Here is a 22,257-nt window from a genome sequence, read left to right on the forward strand (position 1 = left end):
AATTCCTATATTGTATTCAGGAATCATTTTTTCACAACCCCAAGTTCTTTTTGTCTGTTTAGAAGCTGACACAAACTATACATCAAGTGCAAAATACTTGGGAATAACGCTAAACAAAACCGGTACAGCTTTGTCCATGGTAAGCTGACCTCATTATAAGGAATCATGGCTAAGGTTATTTCATTTGCAACTCAGAAAGGAGGCGTAGGTAAAAGTACGCTATTAATGCTTACTGCCTCGGCATTACACAATCGCACCGACAAGAAAGTGTTGGTCATTGACTGTGATCCTCAAAAATCCGTAAAAGATATTTACAATCATGAAAAAGGAAATGAGGAGTCCTACGATGTCATTGCCTTTAATTGGAAACAGCCAAAGCCAGAAGTCAACTTTGACAAAACGCTAGCGCTTGCTGAAAAAAAATATGATGTAATCTTTTTAGATGTCCCAGGCCGTATTGAAGGAAAAGAAATTTACTTCAGTATTCTCGTCTCTGACATTGTAGTCGTGCCTATCGTAGCCAGTGTGCTCGATATTAAAGCTACCGTTAACTTCCTAAAGACATTACCTCGCATCAAAAAACTTAAAGAGGAGCAAGGGTATAGCTTTAAGGTTTACGGTATTGTCAACAAAAAAGACCAAACCGTAGAGCATATGCGCTTAAAGGAAATGGCTGGTATTGGAGATATGGAATTCTTCTATTCGCCTATTTCTAATTTGGTAAGATATAAAAGGGGTATTTCTACCGTATACGATATCACAGATCCTAAACTAAAGGATGACGAGTTTAACCGTTATTTTGATGAGTTTTTGACGAAGTGCGTGCTTTAGTTTTACCGTTTATTGCTTATCGCTTATCGTTTATTATATAAATCTTAAACGATAAGCGATAAACCAAAGCCCCCCTTATATCTCCTCTAACAACGCCTTAATTTTACGAACTAGCACCTCATTTATCCTCTCATAAGACTCATAAGTCCATCCCCCTACATGTGGTGTAAACAATATATTTTCCTGTTGTATCATCCAGTCAAATACTTCTTTTTGCTCTTCGGTTAATGTATGTAACTTTTCATTTTCCAGTACATCCAAACCGGCTCCTCTTAATTTTCCTGACTGCAAGCCCCACTGTACAGTCTTTAAGGACATAATCTCTCCCCTCCCCAGATTCAATAAAAACAACGGCTTATGAAAACCATCCAAATAAGACTGACTTACCAAAAAGCGATTCGCTTCATTCAACGGAATGTGAAAACTTAATACATCTGCATCCCGCTGTAAGGTCTTAAAGTTTACCTCTTCAGCATATTGATCACCATACCCTGTCTTTCCATTATCATAAGCAATCACCTTGCAACCGAAGCCTGTTAACCTTTGGGCAAAGGCCTGTCCCATATTGCCATACCCTACAATTCCTACTGTGAGGTTACCTAACTCATACCCTCTATTTTCTTCTCTTCTCCATTGATAGTTTCTCACCTCCTTATCTGCTTGATGCAACTTATTCAATAAGGACAGTAGCATTCCTATCGTATGTTCTCCAACAGCATCCATATTTCCCTCGGGAGCATTAATCAAGGTAATCTTACGCTGCTCTAAATATTCCTCATCAATCTCATCTACTCCTGCTCCGGCACGAGCGACAAACTTTAAGTGAGGTGCCTTATCCAATAAATCCACCTTAACCTTCATCTTACTTCTAAGAATCAGTCCCTCGTATTCTGGTATATGTTGATGTACCTCTTCAGCAGTAATATTAGGCATATATGTGGGTTGCACTCCTATACTCTCCAATCGAGGAATAATGGAATCGTGCATTTGATCTATAATCAATACTTTTCTCATGTGACTCCTTGGTTATTATATCTTGTAATTTTCTATGATCTTACAATATACAAAGACTCCCCTAGCTCTCTGCTGACCCTGCGCATATTTTCCTATAAACAAAAAAGCATGAACCCATATTTAAGGACTCATGCTTTTTTGTTGATGAAGTTTAATTGAGCTTCGCTCGTTCGTTCATAATGTTTAGTTGAATCCATTACATGGCGTCTCGAATTTCAATACTTCGTATTGAGTTGAACTGTTGATTTATCGTATATGTACTCCACTCATACAATTTATCAACTCGAATCAACGAGTGAAGTTCAATTAAACAGAGTTTCTACTAAACAATATGAACAAAAATGTTCAATTACGCTTTAGGTGCATTGAAGAATGAAGCAACAAACTCCATTTTGTTGAAGGCTTGTAAATGATCTACTCCTTCTCCTACACCGATATATTTTACAGGAATCTTAAACTCATCAGAGATGCCGATTACTACTCCTCCCTTTGCAGTTCCATCCAACTTAGTGACTGCAATAGCCGTTACCTCTGTGGCTTTGGTAAATTCACGAGCCTGTATCACGGCATTTTGTCCTGTGCTACCATCCAACACCAACAATACCTCATGAGGAACTCCATCTGTCACCTTAGTCATTACTCTGCGAATCTTTGTCAACTCGTTCATCAAGTTGATTTTATTGTGCAGACGACCAGCCGTATCCACAATAACGACATCAGCATTGGTTTCTACTCCTCTTTGGACAGCATCAAACGCCACTGCTGAAGGATCTGTATTCATTCCTCTGGAAATCACGTCTGCTCCCACTCGCTCACCCCACATCTTCAATTGGTCAACAGCAGCCGCACGGAACGTATCTCCTGCTCCCAATACCACTTTTTTACCTTGTGCGATATACTTTGCTGCCAGTTTTCCAATAGTTGTAGTTTTACCTACTCCATTGACTCCTACCACCAAAATCACATAGGGCTTTTTATCTTCAGGAACCGAAAAGCCATGAACGTCCTCTGTCTGGTTTTCAGAAAGTAATCCTGCAATCTCTTCATGCAGAATTGTATTCAACTCCTCTGCATCCAGGTATTTGTCACGCTCTACCCTTTCCTCAATACGCTCAATAATCTTGAGTGTTGTATCTACTCCAACATCTGCTGTGACTAATATTTCCTCCAAATTATCCAACACCTCGTCATCCACCTTCGACTTACCGGCAACAGCCTTGGTCAACTGCGTAAAGAAGCTCCCTCTTGATTTCTCAAGTCCCTTGTCCAGGTTATCTTTATCTTCTGTAGATAAAGGCTCACCTGAAAACTTGTTTTTAAGTCTATCTAATAAACCCATGTGTTCAACGGTTTAATCTCAATAATTATAGAGCCATCACGACAGTAATCCAGGCGGAAAAATGACTCAGCCAAGATGACGGTGAAAGCGCCTTGGATAAAAATAGTAAAAATCAAAGTTTTAATAAAAGAAAAACCCTACGTATGCAGGGTTTTTTCTTAGAGGATCACCTCTGATATATTTTTAAAGTCTATAAAGACTCTCAAAGCTTAGCCGAAATTACTTCGCCAAGAAATCTTTCACCTGATCCTCAGGCATAATCTCTTCCTTGAAAGTATAACTTCCTGACTTTGCTGATTTCACAGGTTTGATCACTTTCGCGAACTTAACACCACCTGCTTTTTTTAGAGTTGCTACTACTTTCTTAGCCATGATTACTTAATTTCTCTGTGAACAGTATATTTCTTTAGAATAGGGTTAAATTTCTTCAACTCCATTCTGTCTGGTGTATTCTTTCTGTTTTTCGTAGTGATGTATCTTGAAGTTCCTGGCATGCCAGAAGCCTTATGCTCAGTACATTCAAGAATCACTTGTACTCTGTTTCCTTTCTTTGCCATAACGCTTAATTAAGTTTTTTGTATTAAAAACTATTTCTTGAATGCTCAGCTAATTAAACAAGAACATTACCTGCTTCTCTAGCTTCTTTCAATACTGCAGAAATACCTTTTTTGTTGATAGTTCTCAACGCAGTAGTAGAAACTTTCAAAGTGATCCACTTATCCTCTTCAGGAATATAGAATCTTTTCTTGTGCAAGTTAGGAGAGAATTTTCTCTTTGTTTTATTGTTAGCGTGAGATACGTTATTACCTACTCTAACTCTTTTCCCTGTTATATCGCAAACTTTAGACATCTTGTTACATTTTTTAGTTTGAGGTCTGCAAATATCTGAAAATTAAGGGAAAGATCAAAGAAAAAGTATCGCATCTCATACTTCTTCATGCTCTTCCCTGAGTGGAAGCCTCATGTTGGTATCTACAGCCTCTGACCAACGACAATCTAATAAAGAAAAACCTCTTAAAACAAAAGTTTGTCTTAAAAGGCTTTTTTGAGCCCCCAGCCGGAGTCGAACCAGCGACCTACTGATTACAAATCAGTTGCTCTACCAGCTGAGCTATGGAGGCTTTTTATTAGCTTGCCTATTTTATTAATAGAGCCCCCAGCCGGAGTCGAACCAGCGACCTACTGATTACAAATCAGTTGCTCTACCAGCTGAGCTATGGGGGCCTTTTACAAGCTTGCTATGTCATTAATGGAGCCCCCAGCCGGAGTCGAACCAGCGACCTACTGATTACAAATCAGTTGCTCTACCAGCTGAGCTATGGGGGCCTTTTACAAGCTTGTTATTTCATTAATGGAGCCCCCAGCCGGAGTCGAACCAGCGACCTACTGATTACAAATCAGTTGCTCTACCAGCTGAGCTATGGGGGCTTTTAACAAGCTTGTTATGTCATTAATGTGAGCCCCCAGCCGGAGTCGAACCAGCGACCTACTGATTACAAATCAGTTGCTCTACCAGCTGAGCTATGGGGGCTTTTACAAGCTTGCTATGTCATTAATGTGAGCCCCCAGCCGGAGTCGAACCAGCGACCTACTGATTACAAATCAGTTGCTCTACCAGCTGAGCTATGGGGGCTTTTAACAAGCTTGTTATATCATTAATGTGAGCCCCCAGCCGGAGTCGAACCAGCGACCTACTGATTACAAATCAGTTGCTCTACCAGCTGAGCTATGGGGGCTTTTACAAGCTTGCTATGTCATTAATGTGAGCCCCCAGCCGGAGTCGAACCAGCGACCTACTGATTACAAATCAGTTGCTCTACCAGCTGAGCTATGGGGGCTTACTTTTTACCCGTGAGGTATTTACCTCAAAAGCGATGCAAATGTATCACTTTTTTTGAATATGTCAATCCTATACTCTATTTTTTTTCACATATCTCCTTAAAATAAGTCTATTAATTGACAGCTTATTTTACCCACAAAACAATGTGCAAGAAATAAAATAACTATATTTGCATGCTAAATATCTGGATAGTAATATTTTAATTCACTCTATGGCTTTTTCCTCTCTCATCAAGAAAAATAGTTCTTCTTTTTCACTCAGTATTTTCTTTACCATTATTCCTTTGGTAATGAGTACCACAATTGCTTTTCACATCTACCATTATGAAGAAGTATTGATGGAACTTACCCCTATCTACTGGATAGGAATATTTATTGCTTCTGCCTTTACTATGGGCTTTGCCCTGACACCTACAACTTTTATTGCAGTAAGTAGTGGTTACCTATTGGGCTGGCACGCTATCCCTGGCGTTATTCTAGGTTACTTAGGGGCTTCCCTCTTGTGCTATTCCTTTGCTAAAAAAATTGATCAAGGGAGATTCGGTAAAAGTATACGAGAGTTCAAAAAAGGAGAGGTTATTCTAGAAAATATTCAAGGGAATGAGTTTAAAATGACCTTACTAACGAAGCTATCTCCCGTACTCCCCTTTGCAGTAAGTAATATATTATTATCCTTAGCTGGTGTAAGGAAGAAGCCTTTTATAGTAGGAAGCTTTCTTGGCATGCTCCCCCGTACCTTGCTAAGTATATGGGCTGGCTATACAGCCTATAACCTTAAGGATGCTTTAGAAGGAGGTAATAATAATGCAATGGTCTGGGTAATGGCAGCCTTAGCATTATTGACTATTGGCGGTGTACTTTATATCCTCAAAAAACCAAAAGTTCAGTAAGTGTCTGCTCATCCATTATGTGATTTATAAACAAAACCTGACATTCATAAAAAATAAAATAAACCCCATGACCATATGAAAGGCTATTCTTGAGTGAACCCTCGCCTGAGACGAGGGTCTACATTCTATGACTTGAATAAAAAAATAATTTCTTGAACTGAAACTAGCCTTTTTATGCCTGCACAGGGGCTGTTGCTTTATACAGCACACCTTCTCCCGTCACAGTATAACTTACTCCTGCTTTCACAACAAAAGCTTCTCCAGCCTTTAGCTCAAGCTCATTATCCTCTGCCTTTGCGGTAATGTTTCCTTGATGTACAAAAAGAATCTCCATAGTTCCAGAAGTTGTACTGTAACTTCTCTCCTCTTGACTATCTACCCTGCTTAACTGAAAATCAGGAACAGGGCAAGGATACACTTTTTCACTATTCCCTTCCAAAACATTCCCTTTCATCACATTGGGAGTAATTCCTTTAAAAGTCACATGCTTCAGCAACTCCGAAACATCGACGTGCTTGGGTGTTAATCCTCCTCTAAGGACATTATCAGAGTTGGCCATTAATTCCATATTTTGGCCTTCTAAGTAAGCATGAGGAATACCAGCATCCTGAAATACTGCCTCTCCCTCTTCTACTTTCATTATATTAAACAAGTAAATAGAAAAAATACCCCTATCATAATTCTCTCCATCACACATTGTTTCTACTGCCTTTGCCGCCCAATAGTCTGGACTATACTTTGAAAGTTCTCCTTTTCTATATGGTGGCACTATTCGCTCCACTAGTGGCTTAAGCCATTCATTCACCTCCTTTTGAGAGAGCTCCATTACTTTTTGGTAAACGCCTTTATACCCCTCTTCTTCAAATAGTGGTAATAAAGGGTTTAGAACCGCTTCTTCTTCCAATCTCTCTCTCAATTGTGGCTCAGGTAAAAAGCCATGTAATAACCAAAACTCCCCCAAAGCAACCATAACTTCAGGTTTATGATTATCATCTTTATAATTTCGGTTGGGAGCTGTCAGCTCAATTCCCATTTCATTTTCCCTCTTAAACCCTTTCTCAGCTTCCTCTTTTGTTGGATGTACTTGGATAGACAACATATCTTTCACATCCAACACCTTGAATAAGTAAGGTAATCGACCAAACTTACTCGTAATCTCTTTTCCTAATGCGTTATTAGGTTCACTTTGTATCAATTGATCCAATCTCTTATTCTCCTCTCCTATTAGGGAAGGTGCTTTGGGGTGTGCTCCCATCCAATACTCTGCATAAGGAGTCCCAACCTCCATCTCTATACCTAGTAAGTCAGGGATATAATGCGTCCCTCCCCAGGCGTAGTGCTGTACTACGCCTTGTAGTTTCTCAATAGTTCTCATGGTAAAAAGTATGTTTTAATTGGTTTATCTATTCTTCAATAAAATCGTCACAATATTAGTCTAAAAATAAAAAGGCCTTCTGATATTACTACCAGAAGACCTTTATTATTTTAAACCGCAAGGCTACAATTACTATCTATCGTAGCTTTTTACTTTAGCTTCTCTAGATGCTACTAAACCTTCGTACTCTTCCTTCGATCCAACCTTGATAGATTGATATTCACGAAGACCTGTACCTGCAGGGATCAAGTGTCCTACAATTACATTCTCCTTCAATCCCATCAATTGGTCCCTCTTACCTCTGATAGAAGCCTCACTCAATACCTTAGTAGTTTCCTGGAAGGAAGCTGCTGAGATAAAGGACTTCGTATCCAAGGATGCCTGAGTGATACCTTGTAGGGTTGGTCTAGAAATTGCCGGTTGAGCATCCCTTACCTTCACTAGTTTATGATCACGACGACGAAGCGTAGAGTTCTCATCTCTCAATTCCTTAGCAGTCAACAACTGACCTGCCTTGAAACGAGTAGACTCTCCTGCATCCGTTACCACTTTCATGTTCAAGATCTTATCATTTTCCTCACGGAATGACCACTTGTCCACTACTTGGTTTGGCAGGAATAACGTATCACCGTTATCGATAATTACTACCTTCTGCATCATCTGGCGAACAATCACCTCAATGTGCTTATCGTTAATCTTCACACCCTGTAGACGGTAAACGTCCTGAATCTCGTTCGTCAGATATTCCTGAACAGCTGTAGGGCCTTTAATCTTCAAGATATCTGCAGGAGTAATGGCTCCATCTGAAAGTTGCATTCCTGCCTTCACAAAGTCGTTCTCCTGAACAAGGATGTGCTTCGACAAGTTCACCATGTATCTTACTTTCACACCATCTTTAGACTCCACGTATAGCTCACGGCTACCACGCTTCACATCTCCGTAAGTTACGAAACCGTCAATCTCAGATACTACTGCTGGGCTTGATGGGTTACGAGCCTCAAACAACTCGGTTACCCTTGGCAAACCACCCGTGATATCTCTTGCACGACCTACAGCACGAGGGATCTTCACTAGAATATCACCCGACTTCACTGTTTGTCCATCCTCTACTGTCAGACGAGCGCCTGAAGGGATATTGGATGCTACAGAGTCACCATCAGCGTTAGTCACGAGAATGGTAGGGTTTTTCGTCTTATCTCTGGTATCGATGATTACTTTCTCTGACATACCTGTCATATCATCAGTATCCGTACGGAAAGTAACCCCTTCCTCAATAGACTCAAAGGTTACCGTACCGTCATACTGCGAAAGGATAAAGGCGTTATAAGGGTCCCAGCTACAGATCTCTGCACCTTTCTCCACCATATCACCATCTTTCACCTTCAGGTAAGCACCATAAGGAATATTCACGTTATACTCTACCTTACCTTCGGCATCCAAAATGTTTACCTCGGCAGTACGAGCCATTACAATATCAACATTGATTGTTTCACCCTCAGCATTGGTTGTTGTTGTTGGCGCTTTACGCATCTCCGTAAACTGAACCTTACCACCTTTTTTCGCATTGATAGTAGATTCTACACCAGCTCCACCAGCCACACCACCAACGTGGAATGTACGAAGTGTCAACTGTGTACCAGGCTCACCAATAGACTGGGCTGCGATTACCCCAACGGCTTCACCTTTACCAACATCTTTACCAGTTGCCATGTTCTTACCATAACACTTGGCACAGATTCCTTGCTGTGTCTCACAAGTCAATACTGAACGAATCTCTACTTCCTCAACTCCAGCATTGTCAATTTTCTCAGCCAGATCTTCCGAGATCAACTCACCTGCTGCAGCCATCAACTCACCTGTTTCCGGATGGAAGACATCGTCCAAACTACAACGTCCTTCGATACGGTCTGCCAGAGATTCTACGATTTCGTCGTTTTGTCTCAAGGCTGTCATTGTCAGACCTCTCAACGTACCACAGTCTTGCTCTGTTACTACAACATCTTGGGCAACATCCACCAAACGACGAGTCAAGTAACCCGCATCGGCTGTTTTCAAGGCTGTATCGGCAAGACCCTTACGAGCACCGTGTGTAGAGATAAAGTACTCCAATACATCCAAACCTTCCTTAAAGTTGGAAAGGATAGGGTTTTCGATAATGTTACCACCAGAAACTACTGTGTTTTTCTGAGGTTTCGCCATCAGACCACGCATACCTCCTAGCTGACGAATCTGCTCTCGAGAACCACGTGCACCTGAGTGCATCATCATATAAATAGAGTTGAAACCTTGGTTATCGGTCTCCATCTGATGCATCAATTCGTTAGTCAAGGCGTTGTTCGCCTTAGTCCAAACGTCAATCACCTGGTTATAACGTTCGTTATCGGTGATCAGACCCATCATAAAGCTATCACGGATACCGTCTACCTCTTCCTTGGCTTTCTCTACAAGGCTAACTTTCTCTTCAGGGATAATAACGTCATCCAAACCGAATGAAAGACCACCACTATAAGCCATGTGGAAACCAAGACTCTTGATATCATCCAAGAAGTGTGCTGATCGAGCCATACCTGCAATCTTCACGACACGGGCAATAACTTTCTGAAGTGCTTTCTTAGACAATAGTTCGTTGACATAACCTACAGTCTCCGGTACGTACTGGTTAAATACCACACGTCCTGCTACCGTTTCAATTACCTCATCGTACATTTCACCAGTCTCATCGTTTCTCAGCTTCACCTTTAAGAAGATATAAGCGTGACGAGAGATGGCTTTTTCGTTCAATGCGATAATTACCTCTTCCGCAGAGTAGAAACGCATACCTTCCCCTTTCACTTTCTCTTCTGGTGTAGATCTTCTACCTTTTGTAATGTAGTATAGACCCAATACCATGTCCTGAGAAGGTACCGTTACCGGCTTACCGTTTGCAGGGTTCAAGATATTGTGAGAAGATAGCATCAACGTTGAGGCTTCCAAGATTGCTTCATGTCCCAATGGAACGTGAACCGCCATCTGGTCACCATCGAAATCGGCGTTGAAGGCCGTACATACCAATGGGTGCAACTGAATCGCTTTACCTTCGATTAGTTTCGGCTGGAATGCCTGAATACCCAAACGGTGAAGTGTAGGAGCACGGTTTAGAAGTACTGGGTGCCCTTTCAATACATTTTCCAGGATATCCCATACTACCGGATCTTTTCTATCTACGATTTTCTTCGCAGACTTCACTGTCTTTACAATACCACGCTCAATCAACTTACGGATAATGAATGGTTTGAACAGCTCGGCTGCCATATTCTTTGGCAAACCACACTCGTGCAGCTTCAATTCTGGTCCTACTACAATTACAGAACGGCCTGAATAATCCACACGCTTACCCAATAGGTTTTGACGGAAACGACCTTGCTTACCTTTCAGCATATCTGAAAGTGACTTCAATGGTCTGTTACCATCTGAACGTACAGCGTTCACTTTTCTAGAGTTGTCGAATAGTGAATCCACTGCTTCCTGAAGCATACGTTTTTCGTTACGTAAGATCACCTCAGGGGCTTTGATATCAATAAGTCGTTTTAGACGATTATTTCTAATGATTACACGTCTATACAAGTCATTCAAATCTGACGTTGCAAAACGACCACCATCCAATGGCACCAATGGACGCAATTCCGGTGGAATTACAGGAACCATACGGATTACCATCCACTCTGGACGGTTTTCAATATTATGGTTTGCTTCTCTAAATGCTTCCACTACTCTCAGACGCTTCAAAGCTTCAGCCTTACGCTGCTGAGATGTATCGTTGTTGGCAGCATCTCTCAAATCTGCTGAAAGCGAGTTCAACTCCAGTCTGCTCAATAGCATTTCAAGAGCTTCTGCTCCCATCTTTGCAATGAACTTGTCTGGATGATCATCGTCCAGCTGTTGATTTTCTCTTGGAAGTTTATCTAGGATATCCAAATACTCGTCTTCTGTTAGGAAGTCCATTCTTTGAATACCATCTTCCGCTTTCAATCCTGGTTGAATAACCACGTAGCGCTCATAATAGATGATTTGGTCCAATTTCTTTGTTGGAAGACCCAACAAATAACCAATCTTGTTTGGCAGAGATCTGAAATACCAAATATGCGCTACCGGGACTACCAACTGAATGTGTCCCATGCGTTCACGACGCACTTTCTTCTCCGTTACTTCTACGCCGCATCGGTCACAAATAATACCTTTGTAACGGATACGCTTGTACTTACCACAGTGACATTCCCAGTCTTTTACTGGTCCGAAAATACGTTCACAAAACAGACCACCCATTTCAGGTTTATACGTTCTGTAGTTGATCGTTTCCGGTTGCGTCACTTCTCCATGAGAACTATCCAAGATAGACTCCGGTGAGGCAAGACTAATCGTAACAGTTGTAAAGTCGTTGTTGATTTTTTTGTTTTTTCTGAATGCCATGTTGCAGTTTGCGGTTTTCTTAAGCTCGCAAATATATTAATAAATATACATTATTTCTATTAGTTATCTTTTATTATTTAAGATTTTTCCTTATGAAAAGAAAGAAAAAAGGATAACCTTTTGATTATCAAAACCATCAACCCCTCTAAAAAGGTCAATTTTTTCCTGATAAGTTTGACTATTCCTCGATTTCCTTTGTCTTTAAGGTATTGTTTAAATATTTTGATTATCTCAAACATTCTTCTTCAAAGCAACTTCTTTACTATTTTAATAAGAGAATTACATCACTTAAAAACTTCACTAAGTCCTCTCACTATGCTATCCAGAATACTATTGATCAACCTTATCGCACTTACTTTAACAGGCATCCATGCTTATGGACAAATGCCAGCTTCCATTCCTGGAAACTTATATATTGATTTTGGCCCTGCTTTTTTTAGTGAAAATCCAGATGACATTCGACTCGAAACTCAATCCAGAGGAGTCAACATCACTTATCTCTACAAAGCTGAATTGGGTGAAAGTAAATTTTCTTTCAATCCGGGACTGGGTTATGGGCATGAAAGTTACTTCTTCAAGAATCAGGAAACGATACAGGACACTGGAGATCAAAATGTCATTCTAAATATCAATGATCAGTTTGATATTTCGGACTTCAAAAAAAGTAAGCTAGCCGTCAACTATATCGATATCCCCTTGGAATTACATTACCGCAGTAATCCCGGCATCAATTCCTTTCTACTGGGTATTGGGATAAAAGGAGGTGTTCGATTTAATACACACACCAAAATCAAACTAGAGACCGACAATGACGATCTTGTCCTTCAAAAAGTATATGATGATTTCAATGTTCGTCGTTTTCGACTGGGAGCAATGGCGAGAATAGGATATGGGCGATTTCATGTATTTGGCTACTATGGTCTTGTTCCACTCTTTACGGAAAAAGCCTTTGAAGGTAACAATAATGATCATCCCATATTTTTCGGCATTTCCCTTTCCCGATTCTGATCATCATCGTTTGTTCACGTTGTTTAATTGAGCTTCGCTCATTCATGATGTTTAGTTCTTGAGTGATATATCAGTCATTATCAAAGACAATCATATGCCGTTTATCGTTTATTGGTTATCGTTTATAAACAATAACCAATACACATACAGCATACAAGGCGTCAGTCTTAATTACTATAGAACCTATTTCAATTCGATTGTAGTACGACCTTCTTATCCCCTTAAGCACAAGGGAAGTTTCAAATGGAATATAGTGGCAATAACCTTAACTATTTTTATTTTTCTTCTAGATGAAAGAAAGGAGGTTCTTATGGAATAGCCTTTTTGAAAAGAATTATGTAATTTAAATATCTCCATAAGACATGGTTAACCACCAAGGATACTCAAAAGATTATGACTGCTTGACATCCTCTATTCACTATAAATAACCCTCTAAAATACCACGCATTCATATGGGATCTACCGTTACTACATTCAACATCATATGCTTAGTGATCATCTATGCCGTATTAGTTGTGTTGATGTTCACTTATTTCAAAAAAAGCCTTAACAACAACGCGGGAAGTGACGAAGACGACGACAATGGAGGTGGATGGGACAACCCCAACGATACTCCTACCATAGATCTTCCTCCTGGAGTTTTCTTTTTATCTCCCAATGATCCAGACCCCTCTTCCCGACGCAAACCACAAAAAGAAACGGAGGTAGTTTAAACTACCTCCGTTTCTTTTTGAAGTAAAATCTTTTACATACACGATTATTTACACATTGTTTATATCTTTTCTTTCAGTGCTCTGATCTGTTCATCCAACGTCTGTCTATGAGGAGATATCTGTGTCATTCGCTCCAATACTCCCAAAGCTCTTTTGTAAGCCAATACCTCCCGATATATATTCGCCATCCCCGACATAGCAGCAAAGTGTCTAGGTTCTATGATTAAGGCTCTTTGTATATCATTCATAGCACGCTTAAACTCTCCTCGAAGGTAGTAAACAATTGCCCTCTTGTTCCACCCTTCCACATATAAGGGATCCATTTTAATGACCCTTCCAAATGTATCCAAGGCCTCTGTGTATTGACTCTCCTTCATTTGTTCCATACCTTCCGCCATCAATCCCTCTATAGAGGTATTATCAGAATGAAGCCACAAAGACAATATCGTAGATTCAATCTCTTTGATTTGTTCCTGGTCAGTCACTTGCTTGAGCTGCCCAAACAATTCATTAATTTTGAGTTTTTTTTCGTTATTCATAGCTACAGTCGTTGGGTCTTCCCCTATATAACACAGTCCTAACATTTCCTCCAAAAATGAGTGTGTTACTAGAAGATTTATACATTACTGCTTGTCAGAAGGTGTAGTGTTCATGATGTTTCATTACAATGACTACGCCATTGTGTTCATTCCGCTACACGGCGTATGTTAGTTGTTAAATTATTGAACTGAGCTTTATTTATTGAATCGCCCAATACATAGCATCTATATATCTACTGAATTCCATCAACAATTCCCATATAATGGATGCTACGATTCAATAAGTCTCATGTTGGTGATACATTCAAATGTAATTCACGCTACCAACCTCTATATTTACTATCCTAAACAAGCTTTAATTTTTTATTAACCTACTTTACTCTAAAATCGTTTCTGACTTAACAACTAAATAAGTTGTCTCTTATGTAAGAGTAAATAGTACTGAAATATAACTATTCCTTAAGGGATTAAGGGTGACATTTATTATTTTGCTCGTTACATTTACTAAGAGTTTGTTTGGAACTATATATTTTAAGTAAAATAGTTCTTAAAGTCCATATCCCATACAAGCTTCAAGAGTGTGTTTCTAGCATCCTCTATATAACAAGCGAACAACTAAACTTTAATTTTTTAAATGAGTGACTATGAATATCATTTCTAAAAATATTGCGATCTCCATCTTCTCTTGTCTCCTACTATCGAGTGCCTTTACTGGAAACACACAAACCATCTCATATTCCGAAACCAAAAGGATTATGACTACTCTAGCCAGTGATGACATGCAAGGACGAAAGACTGGAACAGAAGGAAACCGTAAGGCAGCAGCCTTTATTGCAGAAGAGTTCCAGAAACTTGGACTAGTACCAATGGAAGGAAATGATGGTTACTACCAATATTTCTCATTATACAACCTAAAACCTCAAAAGCATAAGGTTAAAATCAATGGACAAACCCTTTCCTCAAAAGATGTCCTTGTTTTGAATGGAAGAGAAAACATCAAACTTAAAAAGAGTAGCCAAGTCGAAACTTTACTCATAAAAAAAGAAGACTCTTTCCGTGAAAAGTTTGCAGAATACCGCCAAAAAGAAGGGGACTTTGTCGTACTAGTACACCCTTCACACCAAGAAGAATTTAGTAATTACAATCTATATTTTGGAATATTTCAACCTCAAGTGGAATTAAATGAAAAGCATTTCTCTGCTTGGACACTGAGTGAAGATAGCACGCTGAATAAAGTGAAGATTCAGCTAAAGTATAGTATAGAAGAAAATAAGATGCACAATATCATAGGTGTATTGCCAGGTGCTTCTGATGAAAAAATCTTACTGTCTGCACATTATGATCATATTGGTATCATTGCCCCTATTCAGGGAGATTCTATTGCCAATGGTGCAGATGACGATGCGACCGGTGTTACTGCTATTATACAACTAGCCAAGCATTTTAAAGAAAAGGGCAATAAGCGCACATTGGTCTTTGCCGCTTTTGATGCAGAAGAAATTGGCCTTATCGGGTCCAAACATTTCGCTGAGCAGATCACTCCGGAAGAATATGTTGCCAATGTGAATATTGAAATGATCGGAAAACCTTCTGACCGAGGAATACGCAAGGCCTATGTTACAGGCTATGACAAATCTAATATGGGTAAACTTATGCGAAAAGCTGCTGCCTCCAAGGGGTTCCGTTTCTTTGCTGATCCATACAAGGAATACAACCTATTCATGAGAGCAGATAATGCTTCCTTTGCGCAGTATAATATTCCGGCCCATACTATCTCCTCTGATCCTATTGACTTTGACAGCTACTATCATACGGTCAATGATGAGATCTCTACCCTGGACCTGAAAAATATGAACTCGATTATTGAGGGAATTGCTGCCGGCATAGCGCCAATGGTGGATGGTTCTGTTACTCCTAGTCGTTTAAAGTTTGATCGCAAAAAGTAATCCTGAGAAAAGACATCCTTTTTGTTGAATCGTTGAGGCAGCTTACGCTGCTTGTTGAATTGAGCTTCGCTCGTTGATTCGAGTTGATATGTTGAAAGAGCTTGTTATGATGCTCAGACAACAGTTCAACTCGAATCAACGAGCGAAGCTCAATTCAACGATTCAACAACTGTATTACTGTTGAAACTGTATTGCGCCACACCTTCCTAAATCAGAGATCAACTTATAGGTCTTCGTATTACTTCGCTGGTCTCTTACAATCACCGCTGCTGTATTTGGAGGAATAGTCCCTAAGTCATCGGCAAACATGATGAGTCGATTAGGCTTTCCCTTCTCTACAGGTAATTCTAATTTCAGTTTTTTACGCTTCAACTTATGTCTCTTCTTGATCCATTTCCCATTATAAAGAATAGAAATCTGATCCCCATCCACCTCATGCAAGTCCCAAATAAATACCGTTACGGAAGTTTCACCTTCAGATAATTTAAAATTATGTTGTACCTGCACTGAGCGGTCTTTAAGCATCTTCTTGGTCTTTTCCTCCATAGTCACTACTGCTTTTGGTTCCTTCACAGGTTTTGGAGGCTTCGGCTTGCTTACCGCTTGTTCTTTAACCACTACAGGTGGAGCTACTTCTTTTTCTTTCTCAATAACTTCCTCCACAGGAGTCTCGGTTATGTCTATTAATGAAAAATCATCCAGATAAACATACGCTTGAGGATCTATATCAAAATTGATGTGTCTTTTTTCTATTTGGTCATCCGTGAAGAAGTTCCCCACAGTCAAGTACATATAACTGTCCTCTGCAACAAACTCAAAGGTCACCTTATTCCATTCTGTCGTATACAAGATATCCTTAATATAAAACTGAGGTTCCAATGTTAAGGGCTCGTAATAGTATTGCTGAGGATTTACCTTACTCAAAGCAACCCCCAAGCCATTGGTCGCAATGCTTCCATAAGCAGTGTGATGGCCATTGCTTACATACATCGTTACCTGATACTTATGCCCTTTCTCCAAGGAACGTTTCAACATTACAGAAGCATACTCCCTGTAATTGCCTACACGTTGCATATACGTGATCAACCCCAAAGCGGATGAACCTGTACGAGGATGGATATTTGCTTGCACCCCTTTCAATGGTTGTGCAGTATTGATATACATGTGATCAGGCGTACCATATAGTCCTTGTGGTTTACGTTGATTAGCATTATACCAATTAGCAACATTAGACAAGAATGAATGCCCCCTACTCTGTGTTGTAATTTCTTCGAAACTAGCATTGGGAATAAGATTTTCTTGTGCCTGTAAAGGCTGAAATATCAATATTTGGAGTAGAAGAAACAGGCTCGTATAACTCGATACTCTAAAAGCTTTATCTAAGTAACTATATATCATTGATCTGTTGTTAAAAAATGCTTAGGCATTGGTGTTTTTAGTGATTGATGACGAGTAATTAATTCATCTTACCAACTAAAATTATAGATGGTAGCTTTCGGATAAAATACGGTAGGAGCAAAAGCAAAAGAAGTCGTATGCACTACTGCTTTTAACTGCTTTCCTTTTAATGATCCTTCAATACAAGTACCATCCAATCGCCATACCGATTGTGTTTCTTCATCTCGGAAAGTATTGTTCTCTTCTTTAGCAAAGGTGAGTAATTGCCCATCCAAAAAAGAAGAGTAAGCCACCACATGTCCGACTTTCTTACTATCCTTGATCACCCTTTCGTCATGCATGGAAGGGATGTCCTCTGTATAAAACAATGTAAGATACATACCCATAGGCTTGTCATTGATTACGCCATTTTTTCGGATTTCTTCAAATGGATAAATCATTTGCTCGTTCATTACATGTACTACTGCCACCCTTTCCATAGCTGCCAGTAAACTCTCCGGCATATACCTCAACAACAATGGTTTCTTTCTAAACTGCTGATCATATTGATAGTAAGGAGTTTCTCCATAAGGAAAAATATCCTCCCTCACTTTATCCGTTAACGTTAAACCATAAGGGTAATAAGCATAAAAATCTTTCACTTTCATCCTCATAGCTGATAGCATTTCCAACTCAACTCCTGCAAACTCCCCGACCAAAGCCTGTCCAGTGTACTGCTGCCACCAACTCTCTGTAAATTGGTCATACAATACTGTATTACTATTTCTCAGCAATCCCGACGTTCTAAAGACAACCTCCCTTGTTTGTCCTTTATAATTAAAACTTCTCTTCCATACTACTGCCTGATCTGTCAAAGGGCAATATGTTACAGCCACGGGAGTCCCTCCTATACGATCATTGATTACCGGCCGATACATTAGGGTACTTAACGGATAAGCTTTGTGCTCTCTCCCAACACTTACTACTAACATCACCTCCTCCGGACGATAAGCACTCACCGCCCTTTCCTTATTCAGAAAAGATGGAAAGTCTACACTCTTCAATCCCTCCTTAGGCATATAAGCATCAAAGGAATAAAGATCTACAATTTGCTTTCGTCTGTTAGTTTCCCAATCATCGTATACTCCTACCCTACTACGTTGTGCATAGGAAGAAAAGGACACCCATATAAAGAGAATAGCCAACAGAAAGGAGGCTCGTTGATTTGACATGAAATATGTATTTTGTAAGTATATATAAAAAACAATTATGTAAGCTGATACCGCAAAGTTACAGAAATCCTAGAACTGTTAAATCGTTAAATGATTGGTTAAATTCAGTTAACAGTTTAGCGGATCAATGATTCAACAACACAAACAATGGATTCCTTTCTTCCAATAATTCGTAACTTCTGACTTATTTTGTAGTTTTGTTACAACACAAACGTAACAAAATACAAAGAGATGAACACATACATCGAACAAAACAAAGAGCGCTTCCTTGAAGAGCTATTTGAACTACTTAGAATACCATCAGTCAGCACGGATTCTAAATACCGTGGTGATCTTCGCAATGCCGCACAGTTTCTTGCGGACAAACTAACTGCAGCAGGTGCTGACAATGTAGAACTTTGCGAAACACCTGGAAATCCTATTGTTTACGGAGAGAAAATGGTCGATCCATCTAAGCCTACTGTATTGGTTTACGGACACTATGATGTACAACCTGCTGATCCATTGGAACTATGGGACACTCCTCCATTTGAACCTGAGATTCGCAACGACAAGATCTATGCCAGAGGTGCTTGTGATGACAAAGGGCAAATGTATATGCACGTAAAGGCCTTTGAAACCATGATGGAAACAGGCAACCTAGACTGCAACGTCAAGTTCATGCTAGAAGGAGAAGAAGAGATTGGTTCTGTTCACCTAACTGATTTTGTCATCAATAACAAAGAGAAGTTAGCCGCAGATGTTATTCTAATCTCTGACACAGGAATGATTGCCAACGACACTCCTTCTATCACTGTTGGCCTAAGAGGCTTAGCTTACATGGAAGTAGAAGTAACTGGCCCTAACAGAGACCTACACTCAGGACTTTACGGAGGTGCTGTAAAGAACCCTATCAATGCTTTGACTGAAATGATTGCTACCCTTATTGATGACAAGGGACATATCACAGTTAAAGGTTTCTATGACAACGTACAAGAAGTTTCTGCTGAAGATCGTGAAGCAATGGCTAAAGCTCCATTCAGCCAAGAGAGATATAACAATTCTATTGGTATCCCTGCAGCTGTTGGTGAAGAAGGCTACAGCACAGTAGAAAGACAAACCATTCGCCCAACACTAGATGTAAATGGCATCTGGGGTGGTTATATAGGAGAAGGAGCAAAAACAGTTATTGCCTCTAAAGCTTACGCTAAGATTTCTATGCGTCTGGTTCCAGGACAATCTTCTGACGAGATCTCTAAGAAGTTTGCAGAGCACTTTATGTCTATTGCACCTGAAGGAGTTACAGTAAAAGTAACGCCACATCACGGTGGTGAGCCGGTAGTAATCCCTACAGACTCTAAAGCATATATCGCTGCCAGCAAAGCTTATACAGATACTTTTGGTAAAGAGCCTATCCCTATGAGAGGAGGTGGTAGTATTCCAATCGTCGCAATGTTCAAAGATCAGTTAGGCCTTGACTCTATCATGATGGGCTTCGGTTTGGACTCTGATGCGATCCACTCACCAAACGAGCACTTTGGGGTATTCAACTATATGAAAGGTATTGAGACGATTCCGTTGTTCTATAAGTACTTTGGAGAGTAAATTAATTTTTAATGATTAATTTTCAATGTGCATGATATCGTTTCCGGCTAATGGAAACTGATAGTAAAAAAGCCATCCTGTGTAAGTAGGATGGCTTTTTTTTGTTCATGGTGTTTAATTGAGCTTCGCTCGTTCATGTTGTTTAGTTGTGTTTATTGTTTACTTGTTTAATTGAGCTTCGCTCAATGACTATATTTCGTATATATAACTGAAGTTACATCTCACGAAAGCGAAGCTTTCAAGAAAACAATAAACTAAACAATATGAACGAGCGAAGCTCAACTAAACAGTATGAACAAAAAAAGGCTTCAGTGCGAGCACCGAAGCCTTTTTTATATTGTCTATGATAGACAGGTGAAATTAGTCAAGGATTTCAGTTACCTGACCTGCACCTACTGTTCTACCACCTTCACGGATCGCGAAACGAAGCGACTGCTCCATAGCGATTTCCTTCTGAAGATCAACAGTAATAGTGATGTTATCACCTGGCATTACCATTTCGATTCCGTCAGGAAGAGCGATAGTACCAGTTACGTCAGTTGTACGGAAGTAGAACTGAGGGTTGTAACCAGCGAAGAAAGGAGTGTGACGTCCACCTTCTTCTTTCGAAAGAACGTAAACCTCTGCCTTAAACTTCTTGTGAGGAGTTACAGAACCTGGCTTACAGATTACCATACCTCTCTTGATTTGCTCTTTGTCGATACCTCTAAGAAGGATACCAACGTTATCGCCAGCCTCACCTCTATCTAGGATCTTACGGAACATCTCTACACCAGTACATGTAGAAGTCAATTTGTCACCAAGACCTAGGATCTCAACTGCATCACCAGTGTTAACCACACCTTTCTCGATACGACCAGTCGCTACAGTACCACGACCTGTGATAGAGAATACGTCCTCTACTGGCATCAAGAAGTCTTTGTCAACATCACGCTCCGGAAGTGGAATGTGGTTGTCAACATTTTCCATCAACTCATCAACAGTAGCTACCCAAGTATCGTCACCGTTCAATGCACCTAGTGCAGAACCTCTGATGATTGGAGAGTCACCGTAACCTTTGCTTTCTAGCTCTTCAGCTACTTCCATCTCAACAAGCTCTAGCATCTCCTCATCGTCTACCATGTCACACTTGTTCAAGAACACTACCATTTTAGGTACACCAACTTGTCTTGCAAGAAGGATGTGCTCTTTAGTTTGTGGCATAGCACCGTCAGTTGCTGCTACTACAAGGATAGCGCCGTCCATCTGTGCAGCACCAGTTACCATGTTCTTAACGTAGTCAGCGTGACCTGGACAGTCAACGTGTGCGTAGTGTCTGTTCTCCGTTTGGTACTCGATGTGAGAAGTATTGATAGTGATACCTCTTTCTTTTTCCTCAGGAGCGTTATCGATAGAAGAGAAGTCTCTGTTTTCTGCAAGACCTTTACCTGCAAGTACAGAAGAAATCGCTGCTGTCAAAGTTGTTTTACCGTGGTCAACGTGACCAATTGTACCGATGTTCAAGTGCGGTTTCGAACGGTCAAAGGTTTCCTTAGCCATCTTTAAATAAGAATTAATTTAAATTAAACTGATTTCGAACTCAATTAAAGAGTGGTGTAGTAAGTTGTGTTTGTTTGCTCCTTTAAAAGACACAGCTAAACACCTCATACATCCACCGTTCTTATTTTGGAGCGGGCGACGAGGCTCGAACCCGCGACCTGCAGCTTGGAAGGCTGCCGCTCTACCAACTGAGCTACGCCCGCTTATAAATAAGAATCGTGGAGGGAGTAGGATTCGAACCTACGAAGACATAAGTCAGCGGAGTTACAGTCCGCCCCAGTTGGCCACTTTGGTATCCCTCCATTACAAGAAAAAACGCATCATAACACTGTCTATTCCTGTTCAATGCTGCAAGGTACACCTTACAATCCAATTGAACAATGATAAACTGTGAATAATCATGTTCTTACCTTTTCGGAGTGCAAATGTATATGCTTTTTTATAAACTTCAAATAGTTCGTGTTTTTTTTGTTGATTTGTTACGTTAATCCATTGATATGGTCATTTTTGCTATCTGAAGATAGTATTTATAGGAATACAATCCTTTTTATTCTATTTTTTTATAAAATTATTCACTTTTGTGTT

The 22,257-nt window shown here is 40.0% G+C and carries 16 protein-coding genes, 10 tRNA genes and 1 pseudogene; 6 read left to right on the top strand and 21 right to left on the bottom strand.

What is annotated here, in order from left to right; genetic code table 11:
* The first annotated feature begins 165 nt into the window (after positions 1–165).
* A complete protein-coding gene (locus tag ABD985_RS18150; RefSeq protein WP_345374242.1) occupies positions 166–831 on the top strand; it encodes a ParA family protein in 666 nt (221 codons plus the stop codon).
* Positions 832–906: 75 nt separating this feature from the next.
* Here the strand turns inward: ABD985_RS18150 and ABD985_RS18155 are convergent, their stop codons facing one another.
* The 13 genes from ABD985_RS18155 to ABD985_RS18215 form a co-directional block, all read right to left on the bottom strand.
* The gene (locus ABD985_RS18155; protein ID WP_345374244.1) at positions 907–1,845 is read right to left on the bottom strand and encodes an NAD(P)-dependent oxidoreductase; all 939 of its coding nucleotides are present in this window, start codon (positions 1,843–1,845) and stop codon (positions 907–909) included.
* 349 nt (positions 1,846–2,194) lie between these two features.
* Positions 2,195–3,184 (bottom strand): signal recognition particle-docking protein FtsY, encoded by a 990-nt coding sequence (gene ftsY / locus ABD985_RS18160; protein WP_345374246.1) that lies wholly within the window; start codon positions 3,182–3,184, stop codon positions 2,195–2,197.
* A 219-nt stretch (positions 3,185–3,403) separates the two neighbouring features.
* Positions 3,404–3,556 (bottom strand): DUF4295 domain-containing protein, encoded by a 153-nt coding sequence (locus ABD985_RS18165; RefSeq protein ID WP_345374248.1) that lies wholly within the window; start codon positions 3,554–3,556, stop codon positions 3,404–3,406.
* 2 nt (positions 3,557–3,558) lie between these two features.
* Positions 3,559–3,741 carry a 50S ribosomal protein L33 gene (gene rpmG / locus ABD985_RS18170; protein WP_334246441.1) on the bottom strand — a complete coding sequence of 61 codons (183 nt, stop codon included), beginning with the start codon at positions 3,739–3,741 and terminating at the stop codon, positions 3,559–3,561.
* Positions 3,742–3,794: 53 nt separating this feature from the next.
* Entirely contained in the window at positions 3,795–4,034 is a 240-nt protein-coding gene (gene rpmB, locus ABD985_RS18175) for a 50S ribosomal protein L28 (RefSeq protein ID WP_345374252.1), read from the bottom strand.
* Between the two features lie 198 nt (positions 4,035–4,232).
* A tRNA-Thr gene (locus ABD985_RS18180) sits at positions 4,233–4,305 on the bottom strand.
* Between the two features lie 30 nt (positions 4,306–4,335).
* Positions 4,336–4,408: transfer RNA gene (locus ABD985_RS18185), tRNA-Thr, on the bottom strand.
* 26 nt (positions 4,409–4,434) lie between these two features.
* Positions 4,435–4,510 (bottom strand) — tRNA-Thr (locus tag ABD985_RS18190).
* A 26-nt stretch (positions 4,511–4,536) separates the two neighbouring features.
* Positions 4,537–4,612, bottom strand: a tRNA-Thr gene (locus ABD985_RS18195).
* Positions 4,613–4,642: 30 nt separating this feature from the next.
* Positions 4,643–4,715 (bottom strand) — tRNA-Thr (locus ABD985_RS18200).
* Positions 4,716–4,744: 29 nt separating this feature from the next.
* A tRNA-Thr gene (locus ABD985_RS18205) sits at positions 4,745–4,817 on the bottom strand.
* Positions 4,818–4,847: 30 nt separating this feature from the next.
* Positions 4,848–4,920 (bottom strand) — tRNA-Thr (locus ABD985_RS18210).
* Between the two features lie 29 nt (positions 4,921–4,949).
* Positions 4,950–5,022: transfer RNA gene (locus ABD985_RS18215), tRNA-Thr, on the bottom strand.
* A 213-nt stretch (positions 5,023–5,235) separates the two neighbouring features.
* Here ABD985_RS18215 and ABD985_RS18220 point away from each other — a divergent pair.
* Positions 5,236–5,913, top strand: a complete 678-nt coding sequence (locus ABD985_RS18220; RefSeq protein WP_345374254.1) for a TVP38/TMEM64 family protein — start codon at positions 5,236–5,238, stop codon at positions 5,911–5,913.
* 172 nt (positions 5,914–6,085) lie between these two features.
* Here ABD985_RS18220 and manA read toward each other — a convergent pair whose 3' ends face one another.
* Both manA and rpoC read right to left on the bottom strand, forming a co-directional pair.
* Positions 6,086–7,288 carry a mannose-6-phosphate isomerase, class I gene (gene manA / locus ABD985_RS18225; protein ID WP_345374256.1) on the bottom strand — a complete coding sequence of 401 codons (1,203 nt, stop codon included), beginning with the start codon at positions 7,286–7,288 and terminating at the stop codon, positions 6,086–6,088.
* Positions 7,289–7,420: 132 nt separating this feature from the next.
* Positions 7,421–11,734: a DNA-directed RNA polymerase subunit beta' gene (rpoC, locus tag ABD985_RS18230; RefSeq protein WP_345374258.1), complete on the bottom strand. Its 4,314-nt coding sequence runs from the start codon at positions 11,732–11,734 to the stop codon at positions 7,421–7,423.
* A 315-nt stretch (positions 11,735–12,049) separates the two neighbouring features.
* Here rpoC and ABD985_RS18235 point away from each other — a divergent pair, with 315 nt between their 5' ends.
* Together ABD985_RS18235 and ABD985_RS18240 are read left to right on the top strand one after the other, a co-directional pair.
* Positions 12,050–12,742 carry an outer membrane beta-barrel protein gene (locus ABD985_RS18235; protein WP_345374260.1) on the top strand — a complete coding sequence of 231 codons (693 nt, stop codon included), beginning with the start codon at positions 12,050–12,052 and terminating at the stop codon, positions 12,740–12,742.
* Positions 12,743–13,194: 452 nt separating this feature from the next.
* Positions 13,195–13,455 (top strand): hypothetical protein, encoded by a 261-nt coding sequence (locus tag ABD985_RS18240; protein WP_345374262.1) that lies wholly within the window; start codon positions 13,195–13,197, stop codon positions 13,453–13,455.
* Between the two features lie 59 nt (positions 13,456–13,514).
* Here ABD985_RS18240 and ABD985_RS18245 read toward each other — a convergent pair whose 3' ends face one another.
* Positions 13,515–13,994 carry a tetratricopeptide repeat protein gene (locus ABD985_RS18245; RefSeq protein ID WP_345374264.1) on the bottom strand — a complete coding sequence of 160 codons (480 nt, stop codon included), beginning with the start codon at positions 13,992–13,994 and terminating at the stop codon, positions 13,515–13,517.
* Positions 13,995–14,638: 644 nt separating this feature from the next.
* Here ABD985_RS18245 and ABD985_RS18250 point away from each other — a divergent pair.
* On the top strand, positions 14,639–15,940 hold the full coding sequence (locus ABD985_RS18250) for a M28 family metallopeptidase (protein WP_345374266.1): 1,302 nt from the start codon (positions 14,639–14,641) through the stop codon (positions 15,938–15,940).
* 174 nt (positions 15,941–16,114) lie between these two features.
* Here the strand turns inward: ABD985_RS18250 and ABD985_RS18255 are convergent, their stop codons facing one another.
* Both ABD985_RS18255 and ABD985_RS18260 read right to left on the bottom strand, forming a co-directional pair.
* Positions 16,115–17,338: a hypothetical protein gene (locus tag ABD985_RS18255; RefSeq protein WP_345374268.1), complete on the bottom strand. Its 1,224-nt coding sequence runs from the start codon at positions 17,336–17,338 to the stop codon at positions 16,115–16,117.
* 68 nt (positions 17,339–17,406) lie between these two features.
* The gene (locus tag ABD985_RS18260) at positions 17,407–18,549 is read right to left on the bottom strand and encodes a DUF3179 domain-containing (seleno)protein (protein WP_345374270.1); all 1,143 of its coding nucleotides are present in this window, start codon (positions 18,547–18,549) and stop codon (positions 17,407–17,409) included.
* A 228-nt stretch (positions 18,550–18,777) separates the two neighbouring features.
* Here ABD985_RS18260 and ABD985_RS18265 point away from each other — a divergent pair.
* Positions 18,778–20,133, top strand: a pseudogene (locus ABD985_RS18265) (dipeptidase); the annotation flags it as partial.
* 360 nt (positions 20,134–20,493) lie between these two features.
* Here the strand turns inward: ABD985_RS18265 and tuf are convergent.
* The 3 genes from tuf to ABD985_RS18280 form a co-directional block, all read right to left on the bottom strand.
* A complete protein-coding gene (tuf, locus tag ABD985_RS18270) occupies positions 20,494–21,672 on the bottom strand; it encodes an elongation factor Tu (RefSeq protein WP_345374272.1) in 1,179 nt (392 codons plus the stop codon).
* 127 nt (positions 21,673–21,799) lie between these two features.
* Positions 21,800–21,875, bottom strand: a tRNA-Gly gene (locus tag ABD985_RS18275).
* A 16-nt stretch (positions 21,876–21,891) separates the two neighbouring features.
* Positions 21,892–21,974 (bottom strand) — tRNA-Tyr (locus ABD985_RS18280).
* Positions 21,975–22,257: the final 283 nt, after the last annotated feature.

It is taken from the genome of Algivirga pacifica (genome assembly GCF_039543525.1).
GTDB classification, from domain to species: domain Bacteria; phylum Bacteroidota; class Bacteroidia; order Cytophagales; family Flammeovirgaceae; genus Algivirga; species Algivirga pacifica.

Coding starts and splice junctions, on each gene's coding strand:
- ABD985_RS18150 (WP_345374242.1), top strand. CDS start 166: ATGGCTAAGGTTATTTCATTTGCAACTCAGAAAGGAGGCGTAGGTAAA.
- ABD985_RS18155 (WP_345374244.1), bottom strand. CDS start 1,845: ATGAGAAAAGTATTGATTATAGATCAAATGCACGATTCCATTATTCCT.
- ftsY (WP_345374246.1), bottom strand. CDS start 3,184: ATGGGTTTATTAGATAGACTTAAAAACAAGTTTTCAGGTGAGCCTTTA.
- ABD985_RS18165 (WP_345374248.1), bottom strand. CDS start 3,556: ATGGCTAAGAAAGTAGTAGCAACTCTAAAAAAAGCAGGTGGTGTTAAG.
- rpmG (WP_334246441.1), bottom strand. CDS start 3,741: ATGGCAAAGAAAGGAAACAGAGTACAAGTGATTCTTGAATGTACTGAG.
- rpmB (WP_345374252.1), bottom strand. CDS start 4,034: ATGTCTAAAGTTTGCGATATAACAGGGAAAAGAGTTAGAGTAGGTAAT.
- ABD985_RS18220 (WP_345374254.1), top strand. CDS start 5,236: ATGGCTTTTTCCTCTCTCATCAAGAAAAATAGTTCTTCTTTTTCACTC.
- manA (WP_345374256.1), bottom strand. CDS start 7,288: ATGAGAACTATTGAGAAACTACAAGGCGTAGTACAGCACTACGCCTGG.
- rpoC (WP_345374258.1), bottom strand. CDS start 11,734: ATGGCATTCAGAAAAAACAAAAAAATCAACAACGACTTTACAACTGTT.
- ABD985_RS18235 (WP_345374260.1), top strand. CDS start 12,050: ATGCTATCCAGAATACTATTGATCAACCTTATCGCACTTACTTTAACA.
- ABD985_RS18240 (WP_345374262.1), top strand. CDS start 13,195: ATGGGATCTACCGTTACTACATTCAACATCATATGCTTAGTGATCATC.
- ABD985_RS18245 (WP_345374264.1), bottom strand. CDS start 13,994: ATGAATAACGAAAAAAAACTCAAAATTAATGAATTGTTTGGGCAGCTC.
- ABD985_RS18250 (WP_345374266.1), top strand. CDS start 14,639: ATGAATATCATTTCTAAAAATATTGCGATCTCCATCTTCTCTTGTCTC.
- ABD985_RS18255 (WP_345374268.1), bottom strand. CDS start 17,338: ATGATATATAGTTACTTAGATAAAGCTTTTAGAGTATCGAGTTATACG.
- ABD985_RS18260 (WP_345374270.1), bottom strand. CDS start 18,549: ATGTCAAATCAACGAGCCTCCTTTCTGTTGGCTATTCTCTTTATATGG.
- tuf (WP_345374272.1), bottom strand. CDS start 21,672: ATGGCTAAGGAAACCTTTGACCGTTCGAAACCGCACTTGAACATCGGT.